Source organism: Candidatus Weimeria sp. HCP3S3_B5, assembly GCF_052064335.1.
Classification (GTDB): Bacteria; Bacillota; Clostridia; order Lachnospirales; family Lachnospiraceae; genus Weimeria.
The window spans coordinates 1-15532 of the sequence record NZ_JBQHVU010000029.1; the positions used below are offsets into that span (position 1 = coordinate 1).

The 15532-nt window shown below is 39.8% G+C and carries 18 protein-coding genes and 1 pseudogene; 16 read left to right on the forward strand and 3 right to left on the reverse strand.

The window, feature by feature from the left end:
• Nucleotides 1–433: 433 nt before the first annotated feature.
• A pseudogene (locus tag ACTNCK_RS10750) lies at nucleotides 434–982 on the forward strand (virulence RhuM family protein); the annotation flags it as partial.
• Between the two features lie 156 nt (nucleotides 983–1138).
• Here ACTNCK_RS10750 and ACTNCK_RS10755 read toward each other — a convergent pair.
• From ACTNCK_RS10755 to ACTNCK_RS10765, 3 genes are all read right to left on the reverse strand, one after another.
• Nucleotides 1139–2410: a sensor histidine kinase gene (locus tag ACTNCK_RS10755; protein WP_441082714.1), complete on the reverse strand. Its 1272-nt coding sequence runs from the start codon at nucleotides 2408–2410 to the stop codon at nucleotides 1139–1141.
• Nucleotide 2411: 1 nt separating this feature from the next.
• On the reverse strand, nucleotides 2412–3149 hold the full coding sequence (locus tag ACTNCK_RS10760; RefSeq protein WP_441082715.1) for a LytR/AlgR family response regulator transcription factor: 738 nt from the start codon (nucleotides 3147–3149) through the stop codon (nucleotides 2412–2414).
• A gap of 127 nt (nucleotides 3150–3276) precedes the next feature.
• Nucleotides 3277–3855, reverse strand: a complete 579-nt coding sequence (locus ACTNCK_RS10765) for an accessory gene regulator B family protein (protein WP_441082716.1) — start codon at nucleotides 3853–3855, stop codon at nucleotides 3277–3279.
• Nucleotides 3856–4172: 317 nt separating this feature from the next.
• Here ACTNCK_RS10765 and ACTNCK_RS10770 point away from each other — a divergent pair, with 317 nt between their 5' ends.
• The 15 genes from ACTNCK_RS10770 to ACTNCK_RS10840 form a co-directional block, all read left to right on the forward strand.
• On the forward strand, nucleotides 4173–4415 hold the full coding sequence (locus ACTNCK_RS10770) for a hypothetical protein (protein WP_441082717.1): 243 nt from the start codon (nucleotides 4173–4175) through the stop codon (nucleotides 4413–4415).
• Nucleotides 4416–4813: 398 nt separating this feature from the next.
• Nucleotides 4814–5293, forward strand: a complete 480-nt coding sequence (locus ACTNCK_RS10775) for a transposase (protein WP_441082718.1) — start codon at nucleotides 4814–4816, stop codon at nucleotides 5291–5293.
• Between the two features lie 298 nt (nucleotides 5294–5591).
• Nucleotides 5592–5789, forward strand: coding sequence for a cyclic lactone autoinducer peptide (locus tag ACTNCK_RS10780; RefSeq protein WP_441082719.1), 198 nt, complete (start codon nucleotides 5592–5594; stop codon nucleotides 5787–5789).
• Nucleotides 5790–5801: 12 nt separating this feature from the next.
• Nucleotides 5802–6209, forward strand: a complete 408-nt coding sequence (locus ACTNCK_RS10785; RefSeq protein ID WP_441082720.1) for a hypothetical protein — start codon at nucleotides 5802–5804, stop codon at nucleotides 6207–6209.
• A gap of 114 nt (nucleotides 6210–6323) precedes the next feature.
• Nucleotides 6324–7046 (forward strand): hypothetical protein, encoded by a 723-nt coding sequence (locus ACTNCK_RS10790; RefSeq protein WP_441082721.1) that lies wholly within the window; start codon nucleotides 6324–6326, stop codon nucleotides 7044–7046.
• A complete protein-coding gene (locus tag ACTNCK_RS10795; RefSeq protein ID WP_441082722.1) occupies nucleotides 7015–7743 on the forward strand; it encodes a hypothetical protein in 729 nt (242 codons plus the stop codon). Before ACTNCK_RS10790 ends, ACTNCK_RS10795 begins: the two co-directional genes overlap by 32 nt.
• 446 nt (nucleotides 7744–8189) lie before the next feature.
• On the forward strand, nucleotides 8190–8540 hold the full coding sequence (locus tag ACTNCK_RS10800; protein WP_441082723.1) for a hypothetical protein: 351 nt from the start codon (nucleotides 8190–8192) through the stop codon (nucleotides 8538–8540).
• Nucleotides 8541–8592: 52 nt separating this feature from the next.
• On the forward strand, nucleotides 8593–9237 hold the full coding sequence (locus tag ACTNCK_RS10805) for an ABC transporter ATP-binding protein (RefSeq protein WP_441082724.1): 645 nt from the start codon (nucleotides 8593–8595) through the stop codon (nucleotides 9235–9237).
• Nucleotides 9227–9907 (forward strand): hypothetical protein, encoded by a 681-nt coding sequence (locus tag ACTNCK_RS10810; protein ID WP_441082725.1) that lies wholly within the window; start codon nucleotides 9227–9229, stop codon nucleotides 9905–9907. Before ACTNCK_RS10805 ends, ACTNCK_RS10810 begins: the two co-directional genes overlap by 11 nt.
• Before the next feature lie 495 nt (nucleotides 9908–10402).
• Nucleotides 10403–10954: a hypothetical protein gene (locus tag ACTNCK_RS10815; RefSeq protein WP_441082726.1), complete on the forward strand. Its 552-nt coding sequence runs from the start codon at nucleotides 10403–10405 to the stop codon at nucleotides 10952–10954.
• 183 nt (nucleotides 10955–11137) lie between these two features.
• Entirely contained in the window at nucleotides 11138–11341 is a 204-nt protein-coding gene (locus tag ACTNCK_RS10820; protein WP_441082727.1) for a hypothetical protein, read from the forward strand.
• 28 nt (nucleotides 11342–11369) lie between these two features.
• Nucleotides 11370–12272 carry a hypothetical protein gene (locus ACTNCK_RS10825; RefSeq protein ID WP_441082728.1) on the forward strand — a complete coding sequence of 301 codons (903 nt, stop codon included), beginning with the start codon at nucleotides 11370–11372 and terminating at the stop codon, nucleotides 12270–12272.
• On the forward strand, nucleotides 12223–12807 hold the full coding sequence (locus ACTNCK_RS10830) for a DUF5104 domain-containing protein (RefSeq protein WP_441082729.1): 585 nt from the start codon (nucleotides 12223–12225) through the stop codon (nucleotides 12805–12807). Before ACTNCK_RS10825 ends, ACTNCK_RS10830 begins: the two co-directional genes overlap by 50 nt.
• Nucleotides 12808–12976: 169 nt before the next feature.
• Nucleotides 12977–14557, forward strand: coding sequence for an AAA family ATPase (locus ACTNCK_RS10835; protein WP_441082730.1), 1581 nt, complete (start codon nucleotides 12977–12979; stop codon nucleotides 14555–14557).
• 229 nt (nucleotides 14558–14786) lie between these two features.
• Nucleotides 14787–15532 (forward strand): phospholipase D-like domain-containing protein (locus tag ACTNCK_RS10840; protein ID WP_441082731.1); only part of this gene is annotated, 746 nt, incomplete at its 3' end.

The following is a 15532-nucleotide window of genomic DNA, read 5'->3' on the forward strand; positions in this document are numbered from 1 at the left end:
AAGGACACGATAGAAAGCGTGGGCTGGCTGCCAGCAGATAAGGAGCTCGTACAGAAAATAAAGGAAAGTATGTAAGCTATTGAACGTGGATACAGTCCCTTGAGCTGATAGCCCTTGCACTTAAGCAATAACGGCAGGACTTGTGGTGACAATTTCCATAATCAGAGACAAGGACACGATAGATCTGTTGGCGTAAAGGTGATGTAGAAAAGGGCTCTTGAATGTGATATTTTAATCCTGATACAGACAAATATGAATTTGTCGCGTAATAAATGAGCGGTGCTGAAATAAGATAACGTTGCCGGCGGGCGCTTGTGCACGCAAAGGCAACCGTTATCTTATTTCAATAGCGCGAACGCGCGCAGAGCCGGATGCGAAGCATCTGGCTCTGGCACCGGTCATCTATACAACTATGAATTTGTGGAGGTGACTGATGACAGATAAAGAGGATAAAGGACAGATAGTAATATATCAGTCAGATGATGGACAGACAAATATAGATGTCAGACTGGAAGGTGAAACGATATGGCTTTCACAACAGCAGATGGCAGAACTTTTTCAGACCTCATGGACTAATGTCGTTGAACATATCAAGCATATTTATGACGAAGGCGAATTGGAAGAAGAGGCAACCTGTCAGAAATTCCGACAGGTTCGACAGGAAGGTTCACGTACGGTAACAAGAGAATTACCCTTTTATAATCTTGATATGATAATTTCTCTCGGATATAGGATCAAGTCTTCTATTGCGACAAAATTCAGAATCTGGGCAACAAAGATTCTGAAAGAATATATGATAAAAGGATTTGCACTTGATGACGAGAGACTGAAGGGGAACGGCGGAGGTAACTACTGGAAGGAACTCCTTGACAGAATCCGCGATATCAGATCATCAGAAAAAGTGTTGTACCGCCAGGTGCTTGATCTGTATGCTACTAGTGTCGATTATGATCCAAAGAGTGAAGAATCGATAAAGTTTTATTTGCTGAAATTGGATTGCATCAGCGTCGAAGGATCCGCTTTCGATAGCATGAGCATATATATTTAGCGAGACGAATCCTCTGTCAGCAACATAGATCGGAGTAAGTTCGTTGCTGCAGGCTTTTTTATCGATGAGATTATGGACCTGACCCCTTTTTCACCTTATGATCGGTATAGTGATATTGACAATCCAGGGGTTTCCCGGATTTACAGACATGAAACCGTAATTTTTCAAAACTGTATCTCGTACATTTGACAGTCCGTAGCCGTGATCATTGTTTGCATGATCATTTTTTGACATAATATTTTTAGATATACTGTTTTCACAGGAAATATTAAAACGATCCTTATCTGTTGATAGCAGGACTTTAATATAGCAGCCTTCTGAAGTGGCATTTATTGCATTATCGAGAAGATTGCCTATTATTATCGACAGGTCATATTCCTTAACAGGTATCAGTTTGTTATCGACATTTATTGATGCCTTAAAAGACACACTATTTTTGATGGATATATTCTCATAATTTGTCAGCATCGAGTCTATAACAAGATTTCCAGTATTATATCGGACGTAGGTGCTTTCAAGTCCATTTATGGCGCTGTCGAGGTAATCGGCGATCTTCTCGTTATTGCATTCGGCAGCGTATTCTTTTATAACGAAATAATGCTTCTTGATGTCGTGAATTATCCTTCGCCCCTGTTTATACGACTCATTCAGCTGGTAATATTTTTCCTTCTGAAAATTGAGCTGCCTTATTAGATCATTGTTTTCGTTTTCTACCATGATATTTTTGCAGGTCATATCGATCAGGATATAATTGACTATGTTGAGAAGTAACAGTCCTATTATCACAGCGGAGTATACATGTGTATTGATATTTCGAGGCAGGTCTTCGATAACCATCACTACATATATCATTAAGGAAACCGTCGGAGTAGAATACAGTAACAGGCTGTACTCCACTGAAGGATATGCTCTTTTTTTCCAAAACGTTCCGGAAAGCAGTACAAACATAAGCAATAGCGCTTCTGAAGCAGTGTTCATAATGCAACTGACGAGTTTCTGGTCGGGATTGCTGAGAAAATTGGAATCTACTGTTTTTACAACAATCGTACATAACATTTCAGAAATAAAAACAAATACCTGAAAGCTTATTGCCGAGAAGATTTTAGTCGACAGTCTTCCTTCATAGAAAAATGTAAGCAGGAAAGTAGTGATCATGCTGACTGCTATGTTTATCAAAGATCCATAGTGTATGTTGAAGTGGTCTGAAATATAGCCACAAAAATAGATTACAAGTTCCACCATACAGAGCGCAGGATAGAAATACTTGAAGACTGTTGTTCTGCTTTTTAGAAGATTATCAAGGTATTTTGTTATAAGGACAGCGTCAAGGCAGTATGTTAGGACGGTGATCAATGTGTACATTCTAAATCCTCCGTGCTGCGATCTCTTTCTTTTCGTACATATCACGTAATAGCTTTCGACCGCGTATGCTGACATCAAGTGCAAGCCGATTGTCGAAATAAACAGTCTGGTTCTTGATGTAGTGTATATGTGACAGGTTAACAAGCAGTGTCCTCGAACATCGGATGAACTTATCGGAATCTATTTTCTGTTCCATTTTTTTAAGTGTCCCTCTTGTATTCAGAACATCATCGAACAGGTGTATAGCCAGATCTCTTGTCCTGGAGTTCACCGTCTCAATATAACAAATATCATCAACATGTATAGTATATTCATCACCGTTATTATCTGTTATTGATATATGCTGTCCGATATTTCCCATATCGGTGACTATGTCGTTCATCAATGTCTCGATATCAGAAGGTTTTACCGGTTTCTGAAGGAACTGGTAAGGGTGAACTGTAAGACTCTCGCACATATATTCAGGGTAACTACTGACGAAAACTGTAGTCAGATTCCGGTCTATGTTATTTCTTATATCAGATATTGTGGTGATCCCATCAGTTCCAGGCATTTCGATATCCATAAAAATAATATTATAGATGCCAGGAGAAGTGTATCTGCTTTTCAAGCTGTTGCCATCAATGAATATGTCAAAAGACATATCTATATCGTGAGTGAAAGAATACTTCAGCAGCATATCACGAAGTATTTCGGCATCTTTTCTGTCATCATCACATATAGCTGTGCTAAGGTTCATACGGGTGGTCCTTTCTGATCAAGTCTAAAATGATAAAACCAATTCAAGCTAGTATAGTATAGCATAACATAATACAGTAGGAAATATGGATAAACGAGAATAATCTCATATGTTACCTTAGATAGCGTCAAGTATGACTTATCATCAAGAGACCAATCAATTGATTAATAAGAATGACGATAAGACAGAAGAATAATATCTCTGCATAATCCATACAACCAAAATACATAAAGACGAATTCAGACAAAACTGATAACATGCAAAATACTGCACAAATAGTTTTTAATTGCTTTTGATTATTGATTACAGCTTGTCTTTCAGATACTTCTATCGGTGACAAATATATGATTACGACACTGGCGATTATTGATAATATCAGACTGACTGACGGATTTACGTATAAAAAAGATGGTAGATACAGTACTATCATGTACACAGAGTATGACAGTATATCACACAGAAGCCGTGACCCAGCATGGGCACCACCGGCGGTCATTTTTATTGGCATCATAACCAGGATAAAAATGATGGAATACACAAGACGATGTAATAAGAATCCAATCAATATCAGACTTATGCTGAACAACATCATGTCGAAGAAAAATTCAAGACAATATGAATAACAATCTTCGTATTTGGTATCAATAATACCTTTCATAGCGAGATCAGATGATATTTTGTTACTCAATCTGTTTGAAATAACCATATTATTTACCTCTTTAATTAATATCGTATCAATTCACTGTCATAAATAAATGATTCCTGATTCATTAAAAATTATAATGTATATGAAATGATAAAAATCTATTTTGTGATGAGTGATTGAAATTGACAGATGAATGTGAACTTCCAAAGAAAAGTACCCTCAATAAGTAATTCGTCAATCGCGAGATGAAGAAAATGGCCAAAAACCGGCGCTTGTAATCGAAAATGATTGCAAATGGCCGGTTTTTTGGCATACTTCTTATAGGGCATTAATACCCTATTTGTTTCAGAAGAATTTCTTGAGGATATGCCATGTTTATGAAGTTTAAGGTGCCGGTTCCAGAGGCTCATGTAAAACTCGTCCGTAAGAACCGCGGCGGCGAAATGTTCATCGAGTATGAGTATGATCGGACCTATGATCCGGTTAAGCAGATCACCTATCCGAAACGAGCATCAATCGGAAAAGTGGATAAGGATACTCCGGACCAGATGTATCCAAACCAGAATTACCTGAAAAACTTTCCTGACGCTGCCCTGCCGGAAGAGGTGGATCGTTCATAGCGAAGTCCTTACTTGTGCATCGGGTCTTATGTTGTGCTACACAAGTTGATCACGGAAACCGAAATCCGGACAATGCTGGAAAAACATATGGATACGAAGGACGCCGGTTTAGTCCTTGACCTGGCCTGTTACAGTATCCTGAGTGAGAATAATGCTGCCCAGTATTACCCGGACTACGCATACAGCCACACTCTCTTCACGCCAGGGATGAGGGTGTACACAGACTCCAAAGTGTCAGATTTTCTGCAGGCGCTGAAACCGGAACAGATCCTGGGCTTCCTGAACAGCTGGAACAGTCCCCCCGCAGCAAACGACAGAGGATCTATATCTCTTACGATTCCACGAATAAGAACTCTCAGGCGAGTGACATCGATATCGTCGAGTATGGAAAGGCCAAGGTGGATCAAGGGACGCCGATCTTCAACTATTCCGTTGCTTTTGATACGGCAAACAGTGGGACGCTGTTTTATGAGGAATACCCGGGCAGCATCAACGACATGTCCCAGCTTACCTGCATGATCGATAAGGCGTACGGCTATGGATACCAGAATCTCGGCTTCATCCTTGACCGGGGATACTTCAGCCGGAAAAACCTTGGGTATATCGAGAGGCATGGATACAGCTATCTGATCATGATCAAAGGGATGAAAGATTTCATCCGGGGGATCGTGCTGAAAAATCAGTGGACATTTGAGGGCAAAAGGATCCATTACATCGACCGGTATGATGTCTACGGAACGAGTGTGGAATGCGTATTGTTTGAAGGAGACGAAAAGAAAAAGCATGTCCACCTGTATTACAGCGACAGCCGCGCTTACGGAGAGAAGCAGGAAATCAAGGCAAGAATCCGCAGAGGGCAGCGACGCGGATGCGATTGATCTCGAAAGATTGATTCAGCGCGAACGGAATCCGGAGTTGAAGGAAGCTCTCATCGACCTTGAAGACTCCCTCTTCAACTATTGACCCGGCAGTCAAAATCTCTTTAGGGTACTTTTTTCAGGAAGTTCACAATGAATGCATATGAAGATAAAAAGACTTAATAAAATATTAATATATTTATTCATCTGCAGATTTCGTCGTTTCGTCACAAAATAAAATTTGTAATGTATTTATGTGATACTCTTATCACATAAATGAACTGGTTCATCAATCAAAAGCTGTAGCAATAAAAGGAAAGTGAGGTGGATTATTATAAAAAGACTCAAGAAGCTGGTTGAAAATGCCGAAGCGAAGATATGCTCAGTAGCTGTGGCTGTAGCAGTAATATCGCCAAAGTGCTGTAGAGGCATCTGGTATCAGCCAGAAGAACCAAGAAAGCTAAATGCACTATTACAAGATCGTATTGAAGAAAAGATGGATTCAATTTCAAAATAGAAAGGAATAACAATGAATAAGATTTCTAAAACATTAATAACAACACTACTTATGTCTCTTATTGCATCTAATTCCCTTGTTTTTGCCAACGCGGGCTATAAGGAGTATACAGCATATAGACTTCCTATCGCGAAAGGGAATAATTATACCAATACACATGCGAAAACAACAAATGATACTTACATAAAAAATAGAGTTACGTCTTTAGCCGGTACGTCAGCTGCTAATTTTTGGGCTGTAGCAGAGAATCACAGTGCTCAATCTCCAAAGTATGAACAGAGAATATCGTCGGATCCGACAAAAATAAATTTTAACAATTCATCCACACTTGCGCATGGCCAAAATGTTGCAATGGCAATGGAAAACCACGATTTGTCACGAGCCACGGCTTTCGTATCCGGAGAAGTGGATTTCAGATAGGACAGATCAAATATGCGGACACAGTTAATAGCAGCTTTTAATCGTAGAAACCAGCGCGTAGCGTTCCTTATTGTTTATTGCCTTTCTGCGATAAGCTTCATAATAGAAAACATTATGGAGTCGGCAGAAAATGTGAACAAAAGTATGCTGCGCTATTGGTCGGATGTATCATTGGTTGGAGGAACGGATGGGTGTATCAGGGTATTAGTGATCATAATGCCTGTCATATCGTGTATTATTTACGCTGACTCAATAGAAGAAGAAGTAAGGGAAGGTGTTTTAAGAAACATTGCCGTGAGAACTGACGTTAGAAAGTACCTGCGAATGAAAACTATTGTAATCTTTATAGCAAACTTTCTTACGACACTGATACCTCTTCTTATAAATTTCCTGATGTGCCGCATAACTTTCCCGGATTTTCATTATGATAATAAGTATGGTTACCTGCCATATACTTCAATATCGGACAATAGTGGGTATTATCTAGGGAATATGGCTATAATAAAAGGCACTGAATATACATTTCTCATAACCTTGAATATTTGTGTGTTTTCAGGAATTTTAGGAATCGCAGCATATGCAGCTTTTCTGAACTTCAAAGGAAAGGAGCATGAGATAGTAGCTGGTTTGTATAGTGCATATATTCTGGCCATACTTATAACATCGTTCACCGGACATTCGGAATGGAGCATTCAGTCTTATTGTATTACGGATGGAATTGGAAATATATCATGTCAATTCGTGCTTATCATGATTCTTCTGATTTTGAGTGTGTTTTTTATTGAAATCGGAATAAGGAAAGTGAATGATGATCTGGAAGTCTTCAGTGATAGATAAAAAACTTGTGTGGACAGCAATTAAGAAGCCTGTTTTACTAATGTCAGTGGTATTCTTGCTGTGGACAATATATAGACTATATTCATTTACAGGTATGGAAATATCTGTTGGAGATATCTGCATCAAATACAGAAAACCATTTCTATGGCTGTGTATTGCATTGCCTTTACTCATGATATCAGTATCAGCAGCAAATGATCATTATTATAGACTTTATATTCTGATCCGCTTAGATAGCAGACACGAAATTATCAGAAATATAATAAACACTGATGTTTCCTGCTGTCTGCTTTTTGCTATGATACCTGTCATTGGGCTGGCGGCTATCTGTGCCTTCAAAGGCTATTCAGGGCCGGATGTCATTATTATGCTTATATTGATGTTTGTACAGCAGACAGTGCTTTTTTTCCTTATTTCATGTATTGTAGGAACGGTAGCAGCTATATGCCGGAAAAAACTGATCGGTATAGTGGTAATCTATGCGGCAATTCTCTTAACTGATGCCATAGGAGCATATTTTAATTGCCATGGGCTGAATTTTTTGCTTGCTGGATTGAATATTTCTATTCTTGAAGTGATGCAGGGTATGACGCTTTCAGCAATAAAATGTATATTGCCTTGCATGGCTCTATCGATTGCAGCAATATTTCTACTGAAAAAGATAGTCTATGCAATTGATCTGGTTAGTCTTGGATGATAACGATAGTAATGTAAATAGATATGCGTGTTGATCATAAAAAAATCAAAAAACTGATAAGTCTGACATTCATTTCAAGCCTTGTTGTCGCATTTTTTGTTATGCTGACGAATAGAAACATTGGAGGCTATGCATTTTTTTTACTTGCTGATCTGTATGTAAACCCGTTGAACAGGTCAGATATCGCATCTGTCTTCCTTATTATGGTACTGCCAATCTGTATATATCCGGTACTGTGCAGTACTGTTTCAGAGGACTTCACAAGTACCTGTTCACTTGTGATGCCGAGGACTAGATCAAGAGCAAAGCATTATAATGACAAGTTTATAAGACTTATAGTGATGAGTCTGATAACGAGCTTAATTCATGCAGCTTGCTTTTGCCTGTTTGGGGTAATCTACAGATACGAATTAAGATACATAATGAGCATCTGCCAGCATGTAATTATGGATTTTCTTTGGATCCTGTTTTTCTTTCTGACTGTAAATGTATTGTCGCTGTATATTTCGGTTGAGAGATCGGGACTGCTGGTGACCCTAATACAGCTTACCGGACTTATTATTCCAGGATATCTTCCGGAGGCAGCTGGCAGGATGATGATAAGGTTAAGTCCGACTACTCAGGGTATATATCTGCTACACTCGAATATTGTAAGGACATATAGTGATCTGGGGATATTTTCTGAGTCTGTTGAAAACTTTAGTCTGGAATATTCGATTATCTATCTCAGCATCACAGTTGCTGTCCTATATATTTGGGGACGGATAAGGGTATCGAATATGGATTTGCTACGGTAACAGCAGGAGAAGTAAGCGTAATGAGGATCTGTTTTAATAGAAAGGCCAGAACATGAGTATAGTTCAGTTTCATGATTATTCGAAGATAATAAAGGGCAGGGTAATCCTTGAAAATATAAATACAAACTTCGATAGCGGAGGTATATACTGTGTGATCGGTGAAAATGGATCAGGAAAAACCATGATGCTTCGTGCTATTTGCGGCCTTATACATCCGACAACGGGCTCTGTCACAGTGGAAGGATGTGAAATCAACAAGAATAATAATTTTCCGGAAAGCGTTGGGGTAGTGATTGAAAATCCAGGCTTTTTCAACGAATATACTGGCTTTGAAAATTTGAAGCTTCTGGCTTCAATCAAAGGTCAGATAAGAGACGATGACATTGTGGATGCACTCGATAGAGTCGGACTGGACCCTTCTGATAGAAGGACAGTTAAGAAATATTCACTTGGAATGAAGGAAAGGCTTGGTATTGCGCAGGCAATCATGGAGAAACCAAGTCTGATACTTCTGGATGAACCTACAAATGCACTTGATAAAGAAGGCAAAGAGAGACTTGAAAACATTATAAGGGAAGAGAAACATCGTGGAGCTACGATTATTATTGCAACTCATGACGATGCATTTGTCAAAGATATGGCTGAACATAGGCTGTATATAGAAAAAGGAAGGGCAGGAGAAATGGATGAAAACTAGAAACGTGTATCTGATAATCATCTGCGCAGCAATTTTTCTCTTTATGTTTGCAGCTAATAAAACTCTATCACAGGGAAGGATCGACGATACTAATGTGATAAGTGAGATGAAGCGTGGAGATAAATATGTTCTTAATATTTCATCTGATGAAATAGATAGTCTGACAGGCGGATTTGGTAAACTATATAAAGAAGCTGATTGCGTGTTAGTTGTTACGCCTACTTTACATAGAATAAATTCAGCAAATGCTATATTTACTTTTGCAGATATAGATAAGGCTATAAAAGACTGCAAGTATATAAATAAAAAACAGGTTCTTGTATGTGAGCCATGTAACTTTAATAACAGAAAGTCATATATTTCAACAAATGGATATAACATTATGCAACAAGACAAAAAATACGTGCTTTTTCTGAAAAAAGTTAAATCGGTGAATTCTCAGGATTTTCGTGGTTATACCGTATTTACACCTGTTTCTCCTGTGTTCGGTAAATTCTGTGCTGAATCCGAAGATGTCACTGCAGATACTATCAAAAACGTGGATTTAAATAATTCCAAGATTATGTATTCAGATATCGCTGATTGGGATATATTGACCAGTGACATGGATGTATTGGAAGAATATAAGGATATCAAAAAATTAGTTTATATGAATCTGTTGGATACGTGAAAATGGGGTCCAAGGCTTTTCGGGCTGATCGATGACATGTCTTCTCATGCATCCGACTATGCAACCAGGAAAGGTTTATTTTCCAGAAACCGAAAACTTAGGTCCTATATCGAAACCTGCCGCAGGAATGGAATAAATGAGATCGATGCGCTGAAGCGGCTCAGTTCCGGAAATCCGTATACCGTAGAAGAAATCTTCAAAAATTGATCCATAGAAAACTGAACATGAAAAAGAACAGGGTGATGCTTAAAAAGTACCACTCTGTTAATTGTGCGATTCTATACACTGTGAATAGTAACTGTCTTTATGAAACAGCCCTAAAGATCCGCAAAATTGATTGAAAAATCAAAAAAATATGATAAAATAAAAAATTAAACATGTGAGGACATGCTATGACGAAGACAGAAAAACGGAAAAAACAGTAAAAAGTTTCACAAAGAAGAAAAAAAGATTGTTGCTGTAGTTTTTGCAGTGATTGCTGTTTGCTGTGCTGCTGTGCTTTGCTTATTTTTTCTCAATAATTCAAAAGAACCGGAAATCGTACATACTTTAGCAGATGATCAGATAGGGATTTCGCTTCCGGAGATTGTTTATGCAGATACAGATACATGTATCTTCTATGATTATCATGGAGTCTTTGTCTATGATCTGAATTCGAAAAAAACTTCGGATTTTGTTTCGTTTTCAGAGAATGGTTTTTCCGGCCATATCGAAGGAGATGACGCCACCTTTGTTTACAGCGGCAACAAAGGCAGGAAGATATATATAACCGATACCAGTAACAAGTTGTTTATCTATGACATCAATAAGAAAAAGGGAGAACTTTCTGATCAGTCATTTGACAGTGTCCCTGGGAATTCATTAGATAAATTGGAGTATTCGGAAACAAATGACGAAAGCGATGTGAGTGGTACGTATATACTGCCGGATAATTCCAAAATGTACTGGACAATTGATGCGAAAAAGGATGATGAAGTTACTTATTCAGATATTCGCCTGAATATCAATAAAAACGGCACAGACAGGGAGTATACTATTTTTAAATAATAATGATCTGAATTTTCCCCAGCCAATGATGCATTATCATTTTATCGATGATGTGACTAATAGTACATTGAAAACTAAATATTTTTCTGATCACTTCACAAGTATCTTTGCTATCTGAAATAGGCCCATGATATTATTGATCAGCAAGTTTGTGGTAGCTTATTAAGCTTATAAGGAGGGTATATGAACAAACGACATCTCATTACAGACCCTCTGACAGCGGATACGGATTCAGACGGTGATGGGACAGATGACGGAGATAATGACACTGACTCAGACGGCCTGACGGATGCACAGGAGATAGTAAAAGGAACAAGCCCTGTTAATCCTGACTCGGACGGTGACTCCTTGGAAGACGGAGAGGAAGTAAATACTTACGGATGGTGATGCCTTCGATACGGAAAAGCACAGCTCAGTGATAAAAAGAGCCCAGCAGAAGAATATAAAGCTCTATACCGTAGGCCTGGGAAGCTCGACCTGGTACTTCAATCATTACCTGAAGCCTCTGGCAGAGGAAACTGGAGGAGAGTTCTATATGGCAGCGAAAGCAGCCGGACTAAAGGATATCTATGACTCGATCGGAAAGAGCATAGACCTGTCTGTGGACAGTGATGGAGACGGGATCCCCGACTACTACGAGGATAATCTGGTGGCGTTCAACGGGAAGCGCATCCTGACTGACAAGAATAACGCAGACACCGATGGAGACGGTCTGTCTGACGGAGAAGAGGTAGAGATCAAGGTAAAGGAATATGGAAAACAGGCTGTAGTGTTCGGAAAGTATAATTCAAATCCGACGTCAGGAGACAGCGACGGAGATGGGCTGAATGACGGGAATGCCAGATATATCAACAGACGGGGTAAAACTATAAAAGTGGCACCAAAGGATATGGAGCCACTGAAGATGAACGGGCACAAAAGATTCTGGGATGCCCATGTAAAGTCACAGCAGGAAGGGATAACCAGTGAATACAGCTCGCCTATCGCTTCAGGGAAAATGACTCACTACGCAAAGGTAAAAGCTGTGGATATGAATATGAGTCTTTATAAGTATGACACCTATTCGATTACAAACATAGTTAACTGGTATCCAGATGACCCACAATGGTGGATAACTGGATTCAGCGGCGCCAGGAAGGAGTTCAGACATCCAAGAGCGCACAGGCTTTTCGTGATAGGACACATTCGTTTAGGAGAATTAAAAAAGGAATGTCTTTTATCATTTGGTGCTAATGAATATAATCAAAGAGCATCAAAATATATAGTAAATGACGAAGACGATTCTATATGGGTATATTGGGATGAGTTCAGGCAATAATAAGAGAAAAATAAAAGCTATAGGTGCAATCATAATGTTTAGTTTTCTCGCAATCATGATGTCATCATGTGGCGCCTCAAAGTATTATAACATGGCGAAGGATAAAATTAATGAATATCGCAAAAAAAGACATGAGAACGACATCCAGGGAATAGTTATGAATGCTATTATGGAGAATGATGTAGAGGTGATATATCAGAAGCTGTGTCCTCAGCTGAAGGAGAGGCCGGGGATACGAAAACAGATATCGGAATTTATCGGGTCTTTTGATTCTGATGTAGTAAAATGGCATAGGTCATCTAAAGATGTTATCTCTAGGTCTGTAGAAGATGGGGAAACAATTGCAGAGTATGATGGATGGACACTTGATAATGTTGAGACAAAGAAAGGAACAAAGTACATGCTGGTGATTTGCGTGTATTCAGTAAACAAAAGTAATCCGGACATGGAAGGTATTTTCGCTCTAGGATTACACACAGAAGCAGGATCAAGCAGTGAACAGAAAACATTATATTCAATAATTGGATCAGATTGAAGACGGGCAAAAAGTCAATGAATGTGTATACTATTTCAGGATTTGAAGATAAAGACTAGTATTTGCCAAAGACAAATACAATCAATCGTTTGTGTGGTCTGTTTTCAGGCTGCCTTCTTTATGCTATAATCGAGACAAAAAGCAAGCATCTGAAAGGACGGCTGATACTATGGAGAGACTGCTTCCGACCAGCGTACAGACATTTGAGACTTTAAGAGACAAGGGTATGGTCTATATAGACAAGACCGCATATATAGAGAAACTGCGCAAAAAGAGCCGGGAGATATTCTTGAGCCGCCCGAGGAGATTCGGAAAGAGTCTCTTTACTTCTACCTTAGAGGCATATTTTCTCGGGAAAAAAGAACTGTTCACAGGACTTGAGATCTCTGAGATAGAGGAGAAAAAAGGTGGTGGCGCCTGGAAGACATACCCGGTGATCCCGTTCTACCTGGCGAGCGGAGAGTTCAACAGTCGGATCGGTCTCGAGGATAAGCTCGGTGCAATCCTTGATAGCTGTTCAGATAGATATGGATTGACAGGAGAGTACTCTGTCACAGGGGATACGGTCTCGGTCAGATTTTTTAATCTGATAGAAAAACTATATCAGAAAACTCAAAGCCCTGTAGTCGTTCTCATAGACGAGTATGACAATCCGCTGCTTAAGGCAGAAGACCCTGAACAGGAGAAGCGGAACAGGGAGCTTTACAAGGCATTTTTTTCGGTGCTCAAGGATCAGGACAGATACCTGGAGTTCGTATTTTTCACTGGAGTCACGAAGTATTCGAAGGTATCTGTATTCTCAGATTTAAATCAGCTGAAAGACATCTCACTGCTCGATGAGTTTTCAGGGATCTGCGGGTTCACGGGTGAAGAGATAACGGATTCCTTTGCGCCTGAGATAGAGGAGATGGCGGAAAACAAGGGCATATCTGTGGAAAAATGCCTGCAGGAGATGAAGGAAAAGTATGACGGATATCATTTTTCAGGGAATTCTAAGGGAGTGTACAATCCTTACAGTGTGATCAATGCTTTGTCCGATCAAAAACTTGGCTACTACTGGTTCGGTTCTGCTTCGCCACAGCTGATCATAAATAGAATGGAAAACTCGCTTATAACGCCTGCACAAATGGAAAGTGGTATTACAGTAGCTGAGTCTGATATCATGGACTATCGGATTGATGACCCTGATCCGGTTCCGCTGTTCTATCAGTCGGGATACCTGACGATAAAGTCGTATGATGAGGAATTTTTTACCTATACTCTTGGCTTTCCAAACAGCGAGATAAAGTATGGCTTTTACAGAGCTCTGGTGCCATCTGTGCTTGGAGAGCGGGATGCGCAGACGGGATTTTCTGTGCGGGATCTGGTGCTTACTATCAGAAAAGGCGATACAGATGCTCTTTTTGTACAGCTTAAGTCACTTTTTGCCTCGGCTCCATATATGACTACAAAAGCTGCTTCATATGAGGAGGTATGGAGAAATCAGATATTCCTCATCTTCGAGCTGATAGGCGAATTCGTAGCATGTGAGCAGCATACTTCGGCCGGCAGGAGCGATATCGTTATGGAGACGCCGGACTATGTATATATCATGGAGCTGAAGGTAGACGGGAGTGCACAGGAAGCTATAGAGCAGATAGAGGCGAAGGGCTACGCAGAAAAGTATAGCTCAGCTAAACGAAAGATGATTGAGATAGGAGCGAACTTCTCAAGCAGCAAGAGAAATATCGATGAGTGGAAGGTGAGGTGAGAAAAAAGCTTATTCGGGGACGGCTATATTTACGAGGGCGCTGCCGCTTCGGATATCGTATAAGATGTTAACAAGTGCTTCGGATTTCATAGAGATCAGAGGTCCGGAGGAAGCACTGGGACAATGAGTTCTACCAGTATATAGAAGAGCTGATAAAAGATTATGAATCTAATAGTTATTATAGCAGCATGTGCCGGAGCAGGGCATCATGCAGGGTTAAGGAGCAGATATGGGCAGTGTTGAAAAACTCTATGATGGTCTGAAGACCGCATTTGTCGATGGGACGTGGAATTCGAATCTGGCATACAGACCGGAATTTTTATCCAATGATTACGAAAACGGACAGAAGGTTCTTGTCTCGATTGAGAAGGAACTCTTAAGCTGTGAAGAATTTTTTATCAGTGTGGCTTTTATTACTGATGGCGGAGTGGAGTCTCTTATCGGAGTACTAGACGAGCTTAAGAAAAAGGGTACTCCTGGAAAAATCCTGACCACGGATTATGATACTTTTACACAGCCGAAAGCGCTAAGACGATTACTGGATCTGTCAAATATTGAACTTCGTATGTACAGAACCGGGAAAGGTGATGGCTTTCATACAAAGGGATATATCTTTGAGAGGAGCGGACTATACAGGATCATCATAGGTAGTTCGAATCTGACGTCTGCTGCACTTACAGCGAATAAAGAGTGGAATGTGAAGACGGTTTCGACCGGAGACGGAGAACTGCTGAGGAGGATAAAGGATGAATGGAATCAGCTCTGGAATTCAGATAGTACTGTGCTGGCTGCAGATTATATCGATGAGTATGAGACCAGATACAGACTTATAGAGGAACAGAGAAAAACAGCTGCCAGACAGATAATCACCAGCATTGAAGACTACAGGCTTGAGCCGAATGCTATGCAGGCCAGGTTTGTACAGAGCCTGAATGAAATAAGGGCGAAAGGAGAGAAGAAGGCACTGCTGATTTC

What these genes read in the sequence shown, in the direction of transcription:
- ACTNCK_RS10755 (WP_441082714.1), bottom strand. Translation starts at nt 2,410, where the DNA reads ATGTACACATTGATCACCGTCCTAACATACTGCCTTGACGCTGTCCTT.
- ACTNCK_RS10760 (WP_441082715.1), bottom strand. Translation starts at nt 3,149, where the DNA reads ATGAACCTTAGCACAGCTATATGTGATGATGACAGAAAAGATGCCGAA.
- ACTNCK_RS10765 (WP_441082716.1), bottom strand. Translation starts at nt 3,855, where the DNA reads ATGGTTATTTCAAACAGATTGAGTAACAAAATATCATCTGATCTCGCT.
- ACTNCK_RS10770 (WP_441082717.1), top strand. Translation starts at nt 4,173, where the DNA reads ATGAAGTTTAAGGTGCCGGTTCCAGAGGCTCATGTAAAACTCGTCCGT.
- ACTNCK_RS10785 (WP_441082720.1), top strand. Translation starts at nt 5,802, where the DNA reads ATGAATAAGATTTCTAAAACATTAATAACAACACTACTTATGTCTCTT.
- ACTNCK_RS10790 (WP_441082721.1), top strand. Translation starts at nt 6,324, where the DNA reads ATGGAGTCGGCAGAAAATGTGAACAAAAGTATGCTGCGCTATTGGTCG.
- ACTNCK_RS10795 (WP_441082722.1), top strand. Translation starts at nt 7,015, where the DNA reads ATGATGATCTGGAAGTCTTCAGTGATAGATAAAAAACTTGTGTGGACA.
- ACTNCK_RS10800 (WP_441082723.1), top strand. Translation starts at nt 8,190, where the DNA reads ATGGATTTTCTTTGGATCCTGTTTTTCTTTCTGACTGTAAATGTATTG.
- ACTNCK_RS10805 (WP_441082724.1), top strand. Translation starts at nt 8,593, where the DNA reads ATGAGTATAGTTCAGTTTCATGATTATTCGAAGATAATAAAGGGCAGG.
- ACTNCK_RS10810 (WP_441082725.1), top strand. Translation starts at nt 9,227, where the DNA reads ATGAAAACTAGAAACGTGTATCTGATAATCATCTGCGCAGCAATTTTT.
- ACTNCK_RS10820 (WP_441082727.1), top strand. Translation starts at nt 11,138, where the DNA reads ATGAACAAACGACATCTCATTACAGACCCTCTGACAGCGGATACGGAT.
- ACTNCK_RS10830 (WP_441082729.1), top strand. Translation starts at nt 12,223, where the DNA reads ATGACGAAGACGATTCTATATGGGTATATTGGGATGAGTTCAGGCAAT.
- ACTNCK_RS10835 (WP_441082730.1), top strand. Translation starts at nt 12,977, where the DNA reads ATGGAGAGACTGCTTCCGACCAGCGTACAGACATTTGAGACTTTAAGA.